We start from the raw sequence: 18,067 nt of genomic DNA on the forward strand, positions 1-18,067 counted from the left end.
GGCGCCTAGAACTGGATGTTGGCGCCGAAGAAGACGGTGCGGCCGCTCTTGGTGTGGTTCCACAGGCGCTGGGCGCCCGGCTGGGTGACCACCAGCTTCTTGGTCGTGTCGTAGACCCAGAAGCTGTTGTACTGGGCCTCGCGCTCGTCGGTCAGGTTCACCCCGTCCAGCGTCAGGCGGATGCGCGGCGACAGCTGGTAGAAGGCCGCCGCGTCGACATAGGTGGTGGCCTCGAAGCCGCCGCTGTCGATGGTGTAGTCCGAACGGTAGTTGGCCGACATCCGGCCGCCCCACTTGGGGGTCTCGTAGTAGAGCGTGATGTTCGAGTTGACGTCGGACATGCCGTAGATCTCGCCCTTGAAGTCCAGGGTGTTGATCTTGTTGGTCGTCTCGGAGTCGATCAGGGTCAGGTTGGCCACCACGCCCATGTTCTTCAGCGGCCCGGGCAGGAAGAAGAAGTCGCTCTGGGCGCTCAGCTCAAGGCCCGTCAGGGTGGCGTCGTTGAGGTTCACCTGGCGGGTGTAGGAGGCGACGTTGGTCGACCCCGTCACGCCCGGATAGAGGCCCTCGGCCAGGCCGGTGCTGGAATAGGGCACGTTGGTCACGGTCTGGCTGCTGACCAGGCCGTCGATCTTCTTATGGAATACGCCGGCGGTCAGCATGCCGACGCTGCCGAAGTACCACTCGGCCGACAGGTCGAACTCGTCGGAGGTGTAGGGGTCGAGGTTCGGGTTGCCGGTCGAGACCGTGACGGTCGAGCCGTCGACGCTGATCGTGCCGTTCATGGCGTAGGCGGCCAGGGCCGGACGGTTGATGTTCTGGGCGGCGGCGGCGCGGATCTGGAACTGGTCGGAGACCTCCAGCACCGCGTTGAACGCCGGCAGCACGCCCGAATAGCTCTTCTTCACCGTCGCGGGCACGTTGTAGGACACGCCCGCCGTCGTGCGGGTGGTCACGCCCGACGAGGTCAGCTCGGTGTCATAGGCCCGCGCGCCGATGTTGCCGCGCAGGCGCATGCCGGCCAGCTCGGTCTTCCAGTCCAGCTGCACGTAGCCGGCCTTGGTCTCTTCCTCGACCTCATAGACCGACTTGGGGGCGCTGAGCGTGCGGGTGACGTTGTACTGCGCCAGCGCCTTGTTCCAGTCGACGATGATCCACGACTGGTCCTTATGCTTGTCGAAGATCTTGTAGTAGTTGGTCACGCGGTCATCCAGCGTGCCCTTCTCCCACGGCGTCTTGTTCACGTCGTCGTTGGTCTGGGTGTAGCCCGAGTTCTTGAAGCCGCGGAACGACAGGCCGCCCTTGAGGATCAGGGCCTCGTCGAACTTGTAGGCCAGGTTGACCTCGGCGTTGTTCAGTTCGGTCGTCTGGTAGGTGGCCGAGAAGTCGATCTCGTGGGCGCGGTAGTTATTCGGGTCGATGGTGTTCCAGCCATAGGTGTTCTTGGCCGTCTTGCCGCGGTAGTCGGTGATCAGGTCGCCGAACGCCTCGGTGTAGAACTTGTCGGAGATCGGGATGTCGTAGTCCGACGTCTCCTGGCCGATGTGGCCGTCGACCTTCAGCTTCTCGGAGACCTCCCACTCGCCGGTCAGGACCAGCTGCTTGAAGGTGTTCTCGGTCTCCTGGCGACGGGTCTCGGTGGCGAACACCGTGTTGGCGACGTCGGCGTAGAGGATGGTGTTGTACTGGTCGTACTGGATCGAGCGCAGCACCGGGGGGGCCGTCGTCACGCCCGAGTGCGGCGTGGCCGCGCCCAGGATGGTCGAGCCGACACTGGCGCGGGTGGCCAGGTGGTTTTCGCTGCGGTCGTTGGAGAACTTGCCGTACAGGCCGTCGAGCGTGAGGGTCAGGCTCTCGACCGGGCGCCATTGCAGGGCGGTCGTCACGCCCAGGCGCTCGTTGTCGGCGCCCCACACCGAAAGACGGTTGCCGCGCTGAAAGATCAGCTCGCCGGCCAGCGCCTTGGCCGCGTCGGTCGGGCTGAGATTGACGACGTTGGCGGCGTTGGCCTTCTGCTGGCCCGCGCCGTAGGTGTTGTAGCCCTGCTCCTCGACCTGGCGCTTGGAGTAGGCGACCGAGACCAGGACGCCGAACTTGTCGTCCCAGTTCTGGCTGATCATGCCGGCGACGCGCGGCTGGAAGTCCTTGGTGGCGCTGTTGGTGCCACCCTGCAGCGACAGCGCGGCCTTGCGGCCCGAATACTCGAACGGCTTGGCGGTGTAGAGGCCGACGGTGCCGGCCATGCCGCCCTCGTCCTGCTCGGCCGAGAACGACTTGCGCACGTCGATCTTGGAGAACAGTTCCGAGGCGAAGATGTTGAAGTCGAACGCCCGGTCACGCGAGGTCTGGCCGCGGCTGTCCATCGGCGAGTCGACGTTGCCCAGCACTTCCATGCCGTTCAGCTGCACGCGGGTGAAGTCCGGACCTAGGCCCCGCAGGGACACGCGGCGGCCTTCGCCGGCTTCGCGGTTGATGGCCACGCCGGGCAGGCGCTGCAGCGACTCGGCGAGGTTGAGGTCGGGGAACTTGGCCATGTCCTCGGCGACGATGACGTCGGCGACGATGCTGCTGTCGCGCTTCATCTCGCGGGCCACGCCCAGCGACTTGCGGAAGCCCTGGACGACGATGGCCTCGACGGCGTCGGCGTCATCGGCGGCGGTGGCGATCGGCGCATCGGCCGAGATGTCGGCGGCCTGGGCCGGCGCGGCGAGCATGGCGAAGGCCAGGACGGCCGACGCGGCGCTGAGCGACAGCGCTTTCTTCGTGGTGGACATGAGACCCCCTGCAACTGGATCGCCGGGAGCCTCCAAGAGCGGGCCTCCGGCGCGATGGCGGGGCGGTTAGGGCGAAATTGTGACCGCGTGTTACGAGTTTGATAACGAGCCGATGAAGCCCCACGTCGGGCGTTCGACTTTCCCCGTATTTGTTGCGAATGGGCCGCAGGGCGGTGACGCAGGCCTGACGTCGAACCGTCATGCGCCGTCGCTAGACAGGCCCCCTTTCTCAGGGTGGAGGGCGTGCGATGCTGGGCCTGTTGGCGGCGATGACGATGGCGGCGGCCGCTGAGGCGCCGCTGCGGATGAACGACCTTGTGGCCGTCGGCACCCACAATTCCTACAAGCAGGCGATCCCGCCGGCCGAGCTGGCCGCGATGGTCGCCGCACGCGGACGGCCCGTCCTGGCCCTCGACTACGCCCATCGCCCGCTTGCCGAGCAGCTCGACGCCGGCGCCCGCCAGCTGGAGATCGACGTCGTCGCCGACCCGCAGGGAAGCCGCTACGCCAGGCCCCTGACCGCCCTGGGCGGCGGAACGACCCTGCCGCCGGCGACGGCGCAGGCCCTGGCTCGCCCCGGCTTCAAGACCCTGCACATGCCCGACGTCGACTTCCGCACCTCGTGCGTGACTTTCGTCGAATGCCTCTCGCAGGTCCGCGCCTGGTCGGACGCCCATCCAGGCCACGTCCCCATCCTGATCCTGCTCAACGCCAAGGAGGGCCAGCCCAGCCTGCCGGGCGGCGTCACGCCCCTGCCCTTCGACGAAAAGACCTTCGACGCGCTGGACGCCGAAATCCGCGGCGTCTTCGGTCCCGACCGCCTGATCACCCCCGACCTGGTGCAGGGCAGGAAGGCCACCCTGCGCGAGGCGGTTCTGGCCGGCGGCTGGCCGACGCTGGAGGCCGCGCGCGGCAAGGTGTTCTTCGCCCTCGACGAGGGGCCGGCCAAGGTGGCGATCTATCGCGGCGCCCGCGCCTCGCTGGAAGGCCGGGCGATGTTCGTCAACACCGACGAGGCCTCGCCGGCCGCCGCCTACCTGACGCTCAACGATCCCATCGCCCAGAAGGACCGCATCGCCGCGGCCGTGAAGGCCGGCTTCATCGTGCGCACCCGCGCCGACGCCGACACCTGGGCCGCCCGCGCCGCCGACGTCGCCCAGCGCGACGCGGCCCTCGCCAGCGGCGCCCAGTACGTCTCGACCGACTACATGTGGGCCGACCCGCGCCTGCCCGGGAACTACACCGTGCGCCTGCCCGCCGGCGTCGCGGCCGCCTGCAATCCCGTGCGCGCGCCCAGGACCTGCGACGGCGCGATCGAGACGACCGCCGGCGCCCCGTCCAGGGCAATCCCGAAATAGGCAAACACAAGTCGCCGAACGGCGCTTGCCAAAACGATAGTTATAGCTAGCATCCTCCTCGTACGGACATGCGGGGGATTGTAGTGCGCAAGCTGCAAGTGTTCGCCGGGGTCGCCGCCGTCGCCATGATGGCGTCGGCGACCTCATCCTGGGCTCAGACGGCCGACCAGGCCGCGCCCGTCGCGTTGGACGAGATCGTCGTCACCGCCCAGAGACGGGCGGAGAACCTGCAGGAGGTGCCCGTCTCGGTCACCGCCATGACGGGCGCCCAGCTGCAGAACCAGCGGGTCGGCGACGTGCTGGCGCTGTCGGGCCTGGCGCCCGGCCTGCAGATCAAGACCGACGACAACGCCGCCAACCCGCGCATGTTCATCCGCGGCATCGGCGTCAACGACTTCAACCCCGGCACGGCCAGCGCCGTCGGCGTCTATGTGGACGGGGTGTACGTGGCTTCGCCGCTGGCCCAGCTGGCCGGCTTCTACGACCTGGAACAGGTGGAGGTGCTGCGCGGACCGCAGGGCACGCTCTACGGCCGCAACACCACCGGCGGGGCGATCAACGTCACGACCCGCAAGCCCTCGAGCACGCCGGGCGGCGACATCGCCGTCGAGTACGGCCGCTTCAACGCCATCAACGCCCAGGGCGGCTTTGGCGGACCGATCGCCGGCGACGCCCTGTCGTTCCGCATCAGCGGCCTCTACGACAAGAACGACGGCTATACGACCAACCGCCTGACGGGGAACAAGGGCAACGACGCCAACCGCTGGGCTACGCGTCTGGCCCTACGTTACAAGCCCGACGACAAGCTGACCGCCGACCTGACGCTGAGCCTGAACCAGTCTCGCGGCGGCTCGATCTGGACCTATCACCGCTCGCTGGTGGCCCAGACGCCCGAGGCGGCCGGCGACTTCGATCCCAGCCTCGGCTACGCCGTCTGCAAGCCGGCCTACTACACCTCGGGCCAGTGCACGAACGTGCTGGGCTACGCCAACACCAGCAGCGACCTCTACGAGGGCGACTACCGCTTCGAGGGCAAGGACATCGTCAAGCTGTTCGGGGCGACGGCCAGCGTCTCCTACGACCTGGGCGACATGACCCTCTATTCGATCACCGGCTACCAGCGCGCCGCCCGCGACGACTGGGAGGACACCGACGCCAATCCGCTGCAGGTGATCAGCGCCCGCTACATCGCCCTGCAGGAGACGGCCAGCCAGGAGTTCCGGCTGCAGTCGAACGGCGCCGGCCCCACCCGCTGGGTGACCGGCCTCTACTGGGCCAAGGACGACCTGTCCAACGACAGCCGCTATGACGTGCTGGGCGACCTGCGCAGCCCCACGCCCGACAATCCGACCGGCATGGACCCGGCCGCCAGCATCGGCGTGTTCGGCTGGCCGCTGACCCAGAAGACCCGCAGCTGGGCGGTCTTCGGCCAGGTGGACCACGACCTGACCTCGCGCCTGACCTTCACGGCGGGCCTGCGCTATTCGGTCGACGACAAGAGCTTCCACTATGTCAGCGACGTCGACTACGGCCTGCTGACGCTGTTCACCTACGACGGCGACAAGACCTTCAAGTCGCTGTCGGGGCGCCTTGGCCTGCGCTACGCGCTGAGCGACGACGCCAACCTCTATGCGACCTACAATCGCGGCTACAAGAGCGGCGGCTTCTTCACCGGCCAGACCACCGCGCCGGAGGACCTGGGCCCCTATGACGACGAGACCGTCGACGCCTTCGAGGTGGGGGCCAAGAGCGAGTTCCTCGACCGCCGCCTGCGCCTGAACGCGGCCGCCTTCTATTACGACTACCAGGACCTGCAGGTTTACACCGTCATCCAGCGCGGGGCCCTGTCGGTGCAGTACTTCACCAACGCCTCGGCCGCCCGGGTCTACGGCGCGGAGGCCGAGATCGAGGCGCGGCCGATGCGCGGCCTGTCGCTGACCCTCGGCGCGGCCCTGCTGAACGCCGAGTACAAGGACTTCGTCTCGGTCGGGCAGGACTATTCGGGCAACCGCCTGCCCTCGGCCCCCAAGGCCAGCGTCAACGGCGTGGTCCGCTACGAGCATCCGCTGCCGGTCGGCGACTTCGCCGGCCAGCTGGACTTCACCTATCGCTCGAAGGTCTTCTTCGACACCGCCAACACTGAGCGGCTCAGCGACAAGGGCCGGGCCTACGTCAACGGCCAGCTGGGCTGGAAGCTCGACGGCGGCCGCTACGAACTGGGCGTGTGGGGCAAGAACCTGTTCGACGAGACCAACATCCTCGACATCACCGCCATCGAAGGCCTGGGCTTCGACGTGTTCAGCATGGGACCGCCGCGCACCTACGGCCTCTACCTGCGGGCCCGCTATTGAGCGGCCAGGCCGGGGCCTGGATCGGCCCGAAACCCAGCCTGACCCAGCGGCTGGCGGTGCTGTGGATCGGGATCGTCGGGGTGTTGTTTCCCGGCGTCGGCCCGCTGCTGCTGGGCGGACTGGAGGCGGCGGGGCGGCTGACGGCGACCGAGATCGGCCTGGCCGGCATGGCCGAGCTGGCGGCCATGGGCGTCGGCGCGGCCGTGCTGGGGCCCCTGTTCGGCGCAAGGCGCCTGCGCCCGGCGGCGGTGGCCTGCGGCTGCTTCCTGGCGGCGCTGAACCTGGCCTCGACCTTCGCGCATGACGGCCTGCTGGTGCTGACCCGCGCGGCGGCGGGACTGCCGGCCGGCGCGCTGATCTGGATCATCACCGGCATGATCGTGCGCTCGTCGCGGCCGGACCGCTGGTCGGGGATCTACCTGACCGTCCAGACGCTGGCGCAGCTGGCCGTGGTGGCCGGCCTGACCCTCTTCGTCATCGGCCGGTTCGGCCCTGACGGCGGGTTCGTGGCGCTGGCGGCGCTGGCCGCATCGGCCGCCGTGGCCGGCTTCCTGGCCCCGCGCGCCTGGGCCGCCTTGCCCGAGGCCGAGGACGGGCCCAAGGGCCTGCCCAGTCAGCGCGGCTGGGTCGCCCTGGCGGCGGTGTTCTGCTTCCAGGCCTTCATCCTGGCCCTGTGGATCTACGCAGAACCGCTGTCGCGCCAGGCGGGACACACGGCGACGACGGCGGGCCTGGCCTTTTCGATCTCGCTGGCCGCCCAGGTCGCCGGCGGGGCGGCGGCCACGGCCCTGGCCGGACGGATGTCGTGGTTCGTGTCGCTGACCCTGGGCGTGGTCGCCGCGGCCGCCTGCCTGCTGGCCTTCGCCGTCCTGCCGCCGGCGCCGGCCTTCCTGGCCGCTTCGGGCCTGTTCGGCTTCGCCTGGCTGTTCGCCTCGCCGTTCCTGACCCCTCTGGCCATCGAGGCAGATCCCAGCCGGCGCGCGGCCCTGCTGGGCCCCGGCGCCAGCCTGCTGGGCTGCGCGACCGGGCCGCTGCTGGCCGCCCTGATCGTCAGCGAACACGACGTGCGCCCGGCCGTCTGGCTGGCCGGCGGCCTCGCGATCGCCACCCTGGCCTTGATTTGCGGCCTCCACCTGACCCGCCGCGCGTAAAGCGTGGGGATAAGCCAGTTTGGCCATTGCAGGCGCGCCAGACCTCTGATAGCCATCCGCCCTCTTCGCCGACGCAAGCGTGTCGACCCGGTGGCCCGGTGGCGGAGTGGTTACGCGCCGGACTGCAAATCCGTTTACCCCGGTTCGATTCCGGGCCGGGCCTCCACCCTCTTCTCCTTCATAGCAGACAGGGCTTTTCGCCCTCGCGCCGCTATACGGCGTCACCCGCGGGACAGGCCGCGCCCGGGGCGCTCTTCACCGTGCAGAGCAGCATCAGCCATTCGGAGACCTTGGCGCCGGGCAGCGGGATCAGCACCTCCAGCGTCGGCCGGTAGGCGGTGCTGAACAGCGTGGCCAGAGTGAAGGTCTGCGCGCCGTCGGCGCGATCCCAGGTCCCGGAAAAGTCGGACTGGCCGGCGGCGGCCCGCTGGGCGTCGAACTTCACCGTCGAATTGACGAACTCCTGGTGGGTCTGCTCGCCCAGCGCATAGGGCGTCAGCCAGGCCAGCACTCCGCCGAGACTCCCGCCGTTCGGATTGACGTACGAGAACCAGTCGTGGCCGTGGCCGCGCGCCGCCAGGGCCGCAATCATCAGCGCGTTGACGTCGTAGGTCAGGTAATGGATCGCGTCGCGGCTGTGATAGTCGTAGACGGTGCCGTCGGCGTAGACGTTGCCGTCGACCTGCCGCTGATAGGCTTGGCCGGCCCGGGTGATCAGCGCCGCATCGCCCGTCTCGTAGGCCGACATCGTCGCCAGCTTGACGCGATGGCTCTGCCAGTTGTGGACCACGGTGGCGTACTTGCCCTCCATGTCGGAGWGATAGCCCTCGGCCATCTTGCGCATCAGCGCGACGAAGCGGTCGCGGACGGCGGGATCCAGGTCTTCGCGCGACAGGTCGAAGGCCATGATCATGACGTCCAGCCGGGTCTCGTCGATCGGATTGAACGTCGGCGAGTAGATCGCCGTCCAGGCGTCGAAATAGCGGTTCAGCGTGGCCAGGTGGCGCGGATCGCCGGTGATCCGATAGGCCACGGCCTGGTCGAGCATGACGGGAAAGTCCCGCTCGGCCTTGATGCTGGCGGTGCGCTGCGGATCGCCCGGCAGCGTGCCCTCGACGCGGAACGCCGACACCGGCGCGGGCGCGCGGTTCACGGTCTTGATGGCGCGGGCGATGAACTTGCCGCCGACGCCCTCCCGTCCCATCTGCTTGACCGCCTGCACCGTTGCCGGATCGACGACCGCGAAATCGGCCGCCCGCACCGAACCGGCCCAACTCAGGACCAGCGCCACGGCCAGCACCAGCGCCTGCAGTCCCCAGATCCTGGCCGGCGCCGGTCTCGCCAGCGCCGCAGCCGTAAATCTTCCAACATTCCGGGTCATACTGAACCCCTCGATACTCGGGACACTGGGACGCCGGGAGCCGCGACGAACCGGCCGCCCGCCTCCCACGGCCACTCCGCTTGGGCACTAGGGCGGCAACGTGGCGGCTTGAGCATACGAGGCGAGGGAAAGAGAGCGCAGGTCAAACCCTATGCAGAGATTGTCGCACGACGATCAAAATTGCGGCGAGACCATCGCTGTTAAGCGTTGCCGTTCGGAGAATCCGGATTTCCCAAGTCGCATCGCGTGCTATGGAGATGTTGCGACGCAAGATCGCGCAAAGCGTGGATGAACACGGGCGCGCCACAAACTCGCCTGAAGAACGCATCCTCTACGGCAAGAAACCTTCAAATCTCGCCTTCACTTCAACGTCTTTGTTGACGGGACATAAGCACACGATGCTAGCGAAACTTCGCACCGCCGTTCGCAAGAAGGTCGTCGGCCTGAATCGGGATTACCTCCGCCTGATCTACGGGATGAACATCCATCCCACCGCCCGCATCTCGTTCGGCGCCCGCCTCGACAAGACCAACCCCCGCGGCGTGCACATCGGCGCGCGCACCGCCGTCACCAACGGCGCGGTCGTCCTGTCGCACGACGGCGTGCGCAAGATGCATCGCCGCACCGTCATCGGCGACGACTGCTTCATCGGCATCAACTCGGTGATCCTGCCCGGCGTGGTGATCGGCGACCAGGTCATCGTCGCCGCCGGCGCGGTGGTTTCCGAGAACGTGCCGTCGAACTGCGCCGTCGCCGGCAACCCGGCCAAGGTCATCAAGCGCGGCATCGAGCTGAGCGAAGGCCGGATGGCCAACCGGGAGTGGACGAAGGAATCATGAGCGCGCCCGCCCCCCTCTTCTATCTCTTCACCACCACCGACTTCCTCTCACCGCGCGGCCACGAGCTGGAACGGCACATCGCGGCCCTGCGCGAAAGCGAGACCGAACTCGGCGCCGGCGCGATCCGCAGCTTCATCCTGCTGCAGCGCGCCAGCGACGCCGACGTCGAGGCCTTCCGCCAGAAGGCGCCCAGCTTCATGACCGTGGTCGGCTCGCCCCAGCGCATGTCGCTGTCGGCCGCCCGCAACGTGCTGCTGAACCTGTTCGCCCAGGAAGCCGGCGACACCGTCTCGCCCGACGCCATCGGCGCCTTCCCCGACGACGACGCCTGGTATCCGCCCGGCGCGCTGGCCACCCTGCGCAAGGTGTTCGCCGACGCCCCGCAGCTCGACCTGGCCTTCTGCCGCTACGGCTCGCAGCCCCAGCCGGCGGGCGACCTCTCGGCCCAGCTTCGCCCGGCCAGCCTCGACGAGGCGGTCAAGAACGCCTCGTCCAACACCATCTTCCTGCGCAGCGGCCTGCTGCGCGACCTGGGCGGCTTCGACGAGAACCTGGGCCTGGGCACGCCCAGCGGCGGCGGCGAGGACACCGACTACGCCATCCGGGCCTATTTCGGCGCCAAGGACGTGGCCTATCTCGACGTCCAGATGATCGGCCACCGCGACAAGATCGTCGAGAAGCGCCAGGAGTATTTCCTGGGCAGCCTGCTGGCGATCGCCAAGAACCGCGGCCTGGGGCCCGCCGCCAACCGGCAGTACCTGCGCAAGATCGCCGTCGGGGTCTATTACCTGCTGCGGCGGCGCATGAGCCTTTCGACGCTGGTCAGCGCCGTGCGCGCCTCGCTGTCGACGACCAAGCTGCGTTACGGGATCGCTGAATGACGTTTCGCGTCCTTTTCTTCGTCGGCTACCTGTCGTTTCTGCTGAACTTCGACCTGGCGTTCCGGGCCGACGGCATCAATGCGCTGATCAAGTCGTTCTTCCTGATCGCCGCCATCGTCTATGTGGCGACCCGGCCCAAGAACTACGTGGTGCTGGTGCTGCTGGCGGCGACGCTGGCCCTCACCACGATCCTGGCGATGGCCACCGACTGGGCCAGCTTCAGCTGGGACGTCTATCTGCGCGCCGTCACCCAGTACATCATCCCGTTCCTGCTGCTGGCCGGCATTCCCGACAAGAAGGACATCAACTTCGGGCTGGTCCTGGCCTCCTGGGTGCCGCTGCTGGCGCTGGGCCTGGGCCTCGTCTACCAGGTCATCGGCGTCTGGAGCATGTTCAGCCAGGGCTACACGGGCGTTCCGCGCCTGCAGGGCTCGACCATTCCGGCCTTCCTGGGCGGCTTCGCCATGGCCGGCGCCTTCGCCGCGGGGCAGTACGCCAGCCTTCGCGACCGCCGCTACGCCATACTGGCGGGCGTGAACATGCTGATCCTGGTGGCGACCGCCGCGCGCATGCCCGTGGCCATCGCCGCCATGCTGCTGGCCTACACCTATTTCGCCACCTACAAGGACCGCGGCTCGCGCAAGTTCCTGATCGGCTTCGGCGGCGTCTACGCCGTGCTGGGCGCGGTCGCCGTGCTCGGCGGCCCGATCATCAAGCGCTTCTCGATGAACAGCCTCAGCGGCCGCGAACTGCTCTGGAACTATCTCGAGGGGCTGCTGCAAGAGTACGGCCGCACCGGCATCGGCTTTGGCCACGCGATCAAGGCCGTGCCGCGCAGCGTCTACATCCTCACGGGCTCGGCCGCCTCGCACAACGACTTCCTGCGCATCGCCGTCGAGCTCGGCTATGTCGGCTCATTCGCCTTCTTCGGCATGTTCATCGGCGCCATGGCGGCGGTGTGGCTGTCGCGCCGCCACCCGCCCAACGCCACCATGCTGGTCGCCGCGCTCGGCTACCTGATGCTCAGCCTGACCGACAACGCGCTGGCGACGCCGCCCTACTTCACGCTGCTGTTCGTCGGGGCCATCGCCTCGTACGCCACGCGCGAGGTCCGCAGCCCCAAGCCGCGACCGTCGCGGCCGGCCTGGCTGACGCCGCCCGGAAGCGCGGGACGCGGGGTGTCGCGCGGCGCGGTCAGTTGAGACCCGGCCTTGCCACGCTCGCGGCGGCGACCCTGATGGCCTCGACGCCGCTTTCCGCTCACGCCAAGGCCGATCGGCCGCTGCAGGTGGTGACGATCGGCGCCAGCCTGACGTCCCGCAACCACTGGCAGCCCGAACTGCAGAAGCGCCTCAGCGCCTGCCTTCACCGCGAGGTGCGGGTCACCCGCGTCGCCGCGCCCGGCGTGACCTCGCGCTGGGGGCTGGGCGCCATGGACCAGGCCGTGGCGCTGCGCCCGGACGTGGTGACCATCGACTTCGCCGGCGGCGACGCCAACCTGCTCAAGGGCGTGGGGCCGCGCGAAAGCCTGGACAACGCCCGCACGATGGTCCGCCGCCTGCGCAAGGAATTCCCGGGCAGCCGCATCTTCCTGCTGGCGATGAACCCGTCCGTCGGCATGGCGCAGTTCACGCGCCCTCGCCTCGACCTCTACTACCGCCAGTACCAGCAACTGGCCCGCGAAGAGGGCGCGACCTTCGTCGACCATCGCCCTCTGTGGCGCAAGCTTGGTCCGGACACGCTCCGCCGGGCCATTCCCGACGGACGTCATCCCGATCCGGACTACGCCCGCCGCATCGTCGCGCCGCACATGGCGGCCCAGATCGCCGGCAAGCCCTGCTGAGCAGGGCCGACGAAGGTCAGGCCAGGACGGTTTCCAGGGCGCTGGTCGCGCCCTCCTGCCGGAACAGCCGCGCATAGCCGACAGCGTCCAGGCCGGCCTGGCGCGCCAGGTCCGGCTGGTCGATCCAACGGACGACGGCGTCGGCGAAGGCCTCGGGTCCGTCAACGGCGGCGAACGGCGCGGCCTCGCCCACCGGGAAACCGTAGGCGCCCACGCGGGTGGTCACGCAGCCCAGGCCCAGGTTGAAGCAGTCGACCATCTTGATCTTCAGCCCGCTGCCCATCCGCACGGGATTGATGGCGAAGGCGCACCGGCCGGCCACCGACGACAGGTCGTCGACCCGGCCGTGAAGAACCACCCCCGCGCGCTCGTCGCGGAAGTCCTCGCAGATCGAGCCGACCAGGTTCAGCACGGCGTCCGGACGGCGCGCCCTGACCTGGTCCCAGACCGTGTCGAAGAACCAGCGCAGGCCGTCCACGTTGTGGTGCGCGCGCGTGCCCAGATAGAAGATCTGGTTGGCCGGACGCTCGGCCTGCCCGTCCAGGGCCGCGGGCTTGCTGCTGGCGGTGGGCAGGATGGTCACGCACGGCCGCGCCGGCGCCAGGTCGACGAGGCGCTCCTGGTCGCTGCTGTTGATCGCGACGATGCAGTCGAAACGCCCCACGATCGCGGCCTCGGCGTCGCGCTCGATCATCGGCAGGACCTTGAAGCCGTTCTCGGCGAAGGAACGCGACCGCTCGTAGAAGACGTCATGGGCCACCAGCACGGTGCGCGCCTGGCCCTTCCAGCCGTCGAGCGGCGCCGCGCGGAAGATGGTGTCTACCGCCAGCACGTCGACGTCGGCGGGGATCAGGTCGGCGACCGCCCGTCGCTCGCGCGGCGACAGGAAACGGCCGATCCGGGCCACCCGATCGCCCTCGCCTGCCGAAGCGCCGCCCCCGCGCTTGGGCGCCAGGGTCTTCAGCATCGCCTTGCCGGCCCGCGCGATCGCTTGCGGCGTGACGCAGACCAGCAGGTCTCCGACCTGCCGGGCGTGGATGTAGCGAACCTGGGCCTCGACCCGGGGCGCGCGGGTCACGACCGCCTTGAAGCGACGCGTCGTGCAAATGACCGTGACGGCATAGCCGAGGTCGATCAGGCCCTGCAGGATCGTATGGTTGTAGGTGCTCGGGCCGCTCTGGTTGGGAGCCGGCGGCTCATCGCAGATGAAGGCCGCGGTACGCTTGCCGACCGTCATCGCGCCGCACGCCTAACGCGCTGAACGTGCCGTTTCTTATGCATGCAGTTCATCGATCCGAGAATGTGTGACCCACTCAAACCTAAGCGCTTGCTATAGGTGAGGCAAGAATATATGCGTCACGAAAGGCAATATAAGAACATACAAAGCCGAAACCCAACTTTCGTTTTTTGTGACAGAGATCGCTGACCTTGAGCATAAGACTGCAAGTGTTTTGGTCGGCGCTGCGGCACTGGGGCGTGCGCCTCGGATCCGTTGCCGTGTTCTTCGCTTTGGCAAGAATCTTGCCGAAGGAACAGCTTGGCCTTTTCAGCGCGGCCATCGCCGTCATCGCCATCGCCGAGATCTTCGCCGAGAACGGCCTGGGCGAGGCCGTGGTCCAGGCCAAGGAGATCGATGACGAGATTCTGTCGGCCGCGGCGCTGTTCAACGTCGGCTTCTCGATCATCGTCGCAGCCGCCTGCCTGATCTTTTCAGCCCAGCTCGAGGCCTTCCTCGGCGCGCCCGGCCTGACCCCCATCCTGTCGGTGGCGCTGGTCGCCGTGCTGATCAACGCGCTGAGCTACATTCCCCAGTCCGTCCTGCGCCGCAACGGCGACTTCCGCTGGCTGGCCATGCGCGGGCTGATCGCCACCCTGGTCAGCGGCGCGGTCGGCGTGGGCCTGGCCCTGCTCGGCTTCGGCGCCATGAGCATGGCCGCCCAGCTGGTGCTGTTCGCGCTGATCAACGCCGTCATGGTGTGGTGGCGCCGCCCCTGGACGCCCCGTCCGGCCTCGCCCGCGCGGGCCCTGCCGCTGGTGCGCTTTGGCTCCAAGGTCTTCGCCTCGCGCATGCTCGACTATGTCGGCGGCCGCAGCATCGAGCTGTTCATCGTCGCGGCCCTCGGCCCCGCCGCCCTGGCGCTCTACATCATGGGCTCACGCATCTACGCCGTGCTGATGCAGCTGATCAGCGCGGTGACCATCGACGTGTCGATGCCGCACTTCTCGCGCCTGGCCGACGACCGGCCCGCCCTGGTGGAGGCGCTCTACAAGTCGTTCGAACTGACCTCGGCCCTGGCCTTCCCGATCTTCGTGATGCTGGGCGCGCTGGCCCCCGAGATCACCGACATCGCCTTTGGCCGCAACGGTCACGGCAGCGAGGCGATCCTGCTGCCGCTGTCGCTGCTGGGCGCCTTCCGCCTGCTGCAATACTACAACGGCACGCTGCTGAACGCCGTGGGCCGCCCCGGCGTGGCGATGGTCGTCCAGGGCATGAAGGCGATCGCCTCGGTCATCGTGCTTTCCGCCACCTACGGCCGCAGCCTGCAGACCATCGTGCTGGCCTTCTCGATCTCGCACGCGGTGCTGGGCATGGTCAGCTTCGCCTTCGGGCGGCGCAAGGTCGGCTATTCGCTGGTCCGCCTGCTGAAGATCGTCACGCCGTTCGCGCTCAGCGCCTTCCTGATGTTCGGCGCGATCTGGGCGCTGCGACCCTATGTCGGCACGCTCGGCCACTCGCTGCCGCGGCTGGTGGTGCTGGGCGCGATCGGCGGCGCGGTCTACCTGGCCAGCGCCATGCTCTTCAACGGCCCCGCCCTGCGCCGGGCCATCGTTTCGGTAGGCGGGCGCCGCGTCCCCGCCTGGATCAAGGGAACTGCAAATTGAGCCGCATCGCCGAAGGACGCAAAAAGTCGCCGCGCGAACGCCTGCGTGAGCTCGTCCGCACGCCGCAGATGCTGTCGCAGTGGTCCCGCGCGCGCTCGGCCCTGGCGGCCCAGCCCTCCGAAGAGCCGCCGAAGAGCCTGGTGATCCTCAGCGCCGACGGCCGCGACCCGTTCGGCTCGCGCGGCGACGAGGCGATGATCCAGGCGATCATCGACGAGGCCCGCCGCCGCACGCCCGGCGTCCGCATCGGCATCGCCACCGCCGGCAACGACCTGCCCGAGCGCATCGTCGCGCAGGGCGTCGAGGCCGTGCCGGTCTGGCGCGCGCCGTGGAACCTGGGCGACATCGCCAAGGGCCTGCGCGCCTACGACGCCCTGCTGGTCATCGGCGCCGACGTGCTCGACGGCTACTATTCCAGCATCACCTCGCTGCGCCTCTGGATGGTCGCCGAGATCTTCGCCAGCGCGGGCGGCCGCGCGGTGATCGGCGGCTTCTCGTTCAACAGCAGCGCGGCCTGGCCGGTCCGCCTGTTCCTGAAGAACAAGCTCTCGCCCAGCCTGGCCATCAACCTGCGCGACCCGGTGTCGCTTCGCCGGTTCGACGCCCTGTCAGCCACGCCGGGCCGCCGCGTCGCCGACTGCGCCTTCATGCTGAAGCCGCGCGAGTCGGACGCCATCGCCCAGACCCTGGCCTGGGTCCGCGCCCAGCGCGCCGAGGGCCGCCCAGTGTGCGGCCTGAACGTCCACCCGATGCTGGTGCCCAACCGCGCCCCCGAGGAGATCGGCCGGCTGGTCGAGGCCGCCGCCACGGCGGCCCGACGCCTGATCGACGAGACCGGCTCCAGCGTCGTGCTGCTGCCGCACGACTTCCGCGGCGAGACCCACGGCGACGTGGCGCTGCTGGCCCGGGTGCTCGAGGCGATCGACCGTCCCGGCTACGCCTTCCTGCAGGACAAGGAAATCTCGGCCGGCGAGATCAAGGCGATCGCCGCCGAGCTCGACATGGTGTTCACCGGCCGCATGCACCTGGCGATCGGTTCGCTGGGCTCGGGCGTGCCCGTCGTCGGGATCACCTACCAGGGCAAGTTCGCGGGCCTCTTCGAGCACTTCTCGCTGTCGGAGGAGCAACTGATCGCGCCCGAGGAAGCCAAGGACGCCGAGCGCCTCAGCCGCCTGGTGCTCGACTCGTTCGCCAAGGCCCCGGCCCTGCGCGCGCAGGTCGCCGAGGCCCTGCCCCAGGTGAAGAGCGCCTCGCAGTCCAACCTCAGCACGCTCTGGCCCGTCGCCTGAGGACAGGCCCACAAACGAAAGCGGCCCCTCTTTCGCAAGAGGGGCCGCTTCAGTTCGTCGAAGACGCGCAGGTCAGCTGACCGCCACGCCCGTCTGGATGAAGTTGCGCAGCGCGCTGTGCAGGGTGCCGATCGACCGGCCGGCCTCCGGCGAAGGCCGCTCCAGGTCGGTCCGCGACAGCAGCCCGCCCAATTCGTCGATGTCGTGAGCCACGTAGATGCCAGGGCTTCCGCCTAGCTGGCGGGCGGTGGCCATCTGGTGGTCGTTGCGGTGCTCGCCCTGGGCGGCCCGGCGCGGCACGATGATGATCGGCTTGCGATGGCGCTTGGCGGCCAGCACGGTGCCGATGCCGGCATGAGCGACGATCACCGAGGCTTCGAGAAACAGGGCCTCGAACTGACGGGGCTCCATCGTGCGACGCCACTCGATGTTGACGGGCTCACGCCCCTGGGCGCCGATCTGGGCCACGACCTTGACGCCCAGCTTGGGCGCCAGTTCGTCCAGCGCGCCGATCAGCCGATCGAAGGGCAGCTGGGTGCCGACGGTCGCCAGGATCATAGCACTGCTCCGTAGTAGACCGGGCCGTTGCGATTGGCCAAGTGCTCCCACTGCGTCACCCAGAGGTCGGCGATCCGTCCGGCCATGCGGCCCGACAGCGACAGCCGCTCGGAATTGGCCACGCTGTCGATCCAGATCGTGCGCGCCCCGATCATCTTGCCGACCAGCAGCGCGATCAGGCCCGGCGCTGCGCCGGTCGAGATCACCACGTTCGGCTTGGCTTCGCGCACCACCTTGGCCACCGCCATCAGGCCCGTCAGCACGCGCATGGGCTTGTTGGCGTTGAAGTCGGGAACGATGCGGGTGGCCCCGACGCCCGAGCGCTCGCCCAGCCCCTCCATGGTCGCGGCGTACTGCACGTCGCACCCCTGGAAGCTGTCGCGCAGCAGCATCAGCTGCTCCCAGTGACCGCCCGACGACGAGACCGCCAGGACCCGCGTCAGTCGCCGCTCATCCATGTCCTTGGCCATGTCGGTTCCTCACGCCCCGACCGAAACCGGCGACGCGGCCGGCTCCACGGCCTCGGCCGCCGCCCCGCGCCCCACCGAGGCGTAGGTGAAGCCGTGGCGGACCATTTCGTGGGGCTTGTAGACGTTGCGCAGGTCGACGACGACSGGGGCGGCCAGCAGCAGCTTGAGGCGGTCCAGGTCCRGGGCGCGGAACTGGTCCCACTCGGTGAGGATCAGCAGCACGTCGGCGCCTTGCGCGGCCTCGTAGGGGCCGGCCACGAAGGTCACGCCCGGCAGCAAGGCTTCGGCC

Annotated in this window: 15 protein-coding genes and 1 tRNA gene; 10 read left to right on the forward strand and 6 right to left on the reverse strand. The window is 68.8% G+C overall.

Translation table 11 applies throughout. The features are described from left to right. Positions 1-5: 5 nt before the first annotated feature. Positions 6-2,774 carry a TonB-dependent receptor gene (locus AC1DCG_RS21495; RefSeq protein ID WP_477031106.1) on the reverse strand — a complete coding sequence of 923 codons (2,769 nt, stop codon included), beginning with the start codon at positions 2,772-2,774 and terminating at the stop codon, positions 6-8. Between the two features lie 248 nt (positions 2,775-3,022). On the opposite strand from AC1DCG_RS21495, the gene AC1DCG_RS21500 reads away from it, so the two are divergent. The 4 genes from AC1DCG_RS21500 to AC1DCG_RS21515 all read left to right on the forward strand — a co-directional run bounded on the left by AC1DCG_RS21500 (position 3,023) and on the right by AC1DCG_RS21515 (position 7,800). Further along, the gene (locus AC1DCG_RS21500; RefSeq protein WP_477031107.1) at positions 3,023-4,132 is read left to right on the forward strand and encodes a phosphatidylinositol-specific phospholipase C1-like protein; all 1,110 of its coding nucleotides are present in this window, start codon (positions 3,023-3,025) and stop codon (positions 4,130-4,132) included. A gap of 83 nt (positions 4,133-4,215) precedes the next feature. After that, positions 4,216-6,483, forward strand: a complete 2,268-nt coding sequence (locus tag AC1DCG_RS21505; protein WP_477031108.1) for a TonB-dependent receptor — start codon at positions 4,216-4,218, stop codon at positions 6,481-6,483. Continuing rightward, a complete protein-coding gene (locus AC1DCG_RS21510; protein ID WP_477031109.1) occupies positions 6,480-7,634 on the forward strand; it encodes an MFS transporter in 1,155 nt (384 codons plus the stop codon). The genes AC1DCG_RS21505 and AC1DCG_RS21510 overlap by 4 nt, the downstream gene beginning before the upstream one ends. A gap of 92 nt (positions 7,635-7,726) precedes the next feature. Next, positions 7,727-7,800 (forward strand) — tRNA-Cys (locus tag AC1DCG_RS21515). Positions 7,801-7,845: 45 nt separating this feature from the next. On the opposite strand, the gene AC1DCG_RS21520 is transcribed toward AC1DCG_RS21515, so the two are convergent. Beyond that, on the reverse strand, positions 7,846-9,015 hold the full coding sequence (locus AC1DCG_RS21520; protein WP_477041659.1) for an alginate lyase family protein: 1,170 nt from the start codon (positions 9,013-9,015) through the stop codon (positions 7,846-7,848). 260 nt (positions 9,016-9,275) lie between these two features. Here AC1DCG_RS21520 and AC1DCG_RS21525 point away from each other — a divergent pair, with 260 nt between their 5' ends. From AC1DCG_RS21525 to AC1DCG_RS21540, 4 genes are read left to right on the forward strand one after another with little or no spacing between them, the layout of a single operon-like run. Continuing rightward, on the forward strand, positions 9,276-9,854 hold the full coding sequence (locus AC1DCG_RS21525; RefSeq protein WP_240903636.1) for an acyltransferase: 579 nt from the start codon (positions 9,276-9,278) through the stop codon (positions 9,852-9,854). Next, the gene (locus AC1DCG_RS21530) at positions 9,851-10,735 is read left to right on the forward strand and encodes a glycosyltransferase family 2 protein (protein WP_477031111.1); all 885 of its coding nucleotides are present in this window, start codon (positions 9,851-9,853) and stop codon (positions 10,733-10,735) included. The genes AC1DCG_RS21525 and AC1DCG_RS21530 overlap by 4 nt, the downstream gene beginning before the upstream one ends. Then, positions 10,732-11,937 carry an O-antigen ligase family protein gene (locus tag AC1DCG_RS21535; RefSeq protein ID WP_477031112.1) on the forward strand — a complete coding sequence of 402 codons (1,206 nt, stop codon included), beginning with the start codon at positions 10,732-10,734 and terminating at the stop codon, positions 11,935-11,937. Before AC1DCG_RS21530 ends, AC1DCG_RS21535 begins: the two co-directional genes overlap by 4 nt. Further along, the gene (locus AC1DCG_RS21540; protein WP_477031113.1) at positions 11,934-12,578 is read left to right on the forward strand and encodes an SGNH/GDSL hydrolase family protein; all 645 of its coding nucleotides are present in this window, start codon (positions 11,934-11,936) and stop codon (positions 12,576-12,578) included. The genes AC1DCG_RS21535 and AC1DCG_RS21540 overlap by 4 nt, the downstream gene beginning before the upstream one ends. Before the next feature lie 16 nt (positions 12,579-12,594). On the opposite strand, the gene AC1DCG_RS21545 is transcribed toward AC1DCG_RS21540, so the two are convergent. Continuing rightward, positions 12,595-13,815: a glycosyltransferase gene (locus tag AC1DCG_RS21545; protein WP_477031114.1), complete on the reverse strand. Its 1,221-nt coding sequence runs from the start codon at positions 13,813-13,815 to the stop codon at positions 12,595-12,597. Positions 13,816-14,024: 209 nt separating this feature from the next. Between AC1DCG_RS21545 and AC1DCG_RS21550 the strand changes: the two genes are divergently transcribed. Continuing rightward, positions 14,025-15,461: an oligosaccharide flippase family protein gene (locus AC1DCG_RS21550; protein WP_477031115.1), complete on the forward strand. Its 1,437-nt coding sequence runs from the start codon at positions 14,025-14,027 to the stop codon at positions 15,459-15,461. Then, positions 15,458-16,750, forward strand: a complete 1,293-nt coding sequence (locus AC1DCG_RS21555; protein WP_477031116.1) for a polysaccharide pyruvyl transferase family protein — start codon at positions 15,458-15,460, stop codon at positions 16,748-16,750. The genes AC1DCG_RS21550 and AC1DCG_RS21555 overlap by 4 nt, the downstream gene beginning before the upstream one ends. A gap of 72 nt (positions 16,751-16,822) precedes the next feature. Here AC1DCG_RS21555 and AC1DCG_RS21560 read toward each other — a convergent pair whose 3' ends face one another. From AC1DCG_RS21560 to AC1DCG_RS21570, 3 genes are all read right to left on the reverse strand, one after another. Then, the gene (locus AC1DCG_RS21560) at positions 16,823-17,308 is read right to left on the reverse strand and encodes a glycosyltransferase (RefSeq protein WP_477031117.1); all 486 of its coding nucleotides are present in this window, start codon (positions 17,306-17,308) and stop codon (positions 16,823-16,825) included. Continuing rightward, positions 17,305-17,778 (reverse strand): glucuronosyltransferase, encoded by a 474-nt coding sequence (locus AC1DCG_RS21565; protein ID WP_477031118.1) that lies wholly within the window; start codon positions 17,776-17,778, stop codon positions 17,305-17,307. Before AC1DCG_RS21565 ends, AC1DCG_RS21560 begins: the two co-directional genes overlap by 4 nt. 9 nt (positions 17,779-17,787) lie before the next feature. Continuing rightward, positions 17,788-18,067 (reverse strand): UDP binding domain-containing protein (locus AC1DCG_RS21570; RefSeq protein WP_477041660.1); only part of this gene is annotated, 280 nt, incomplete at its 5' end.

Source organism: Caulobacter sp. 10L414 (assembly GCF_056395525.1).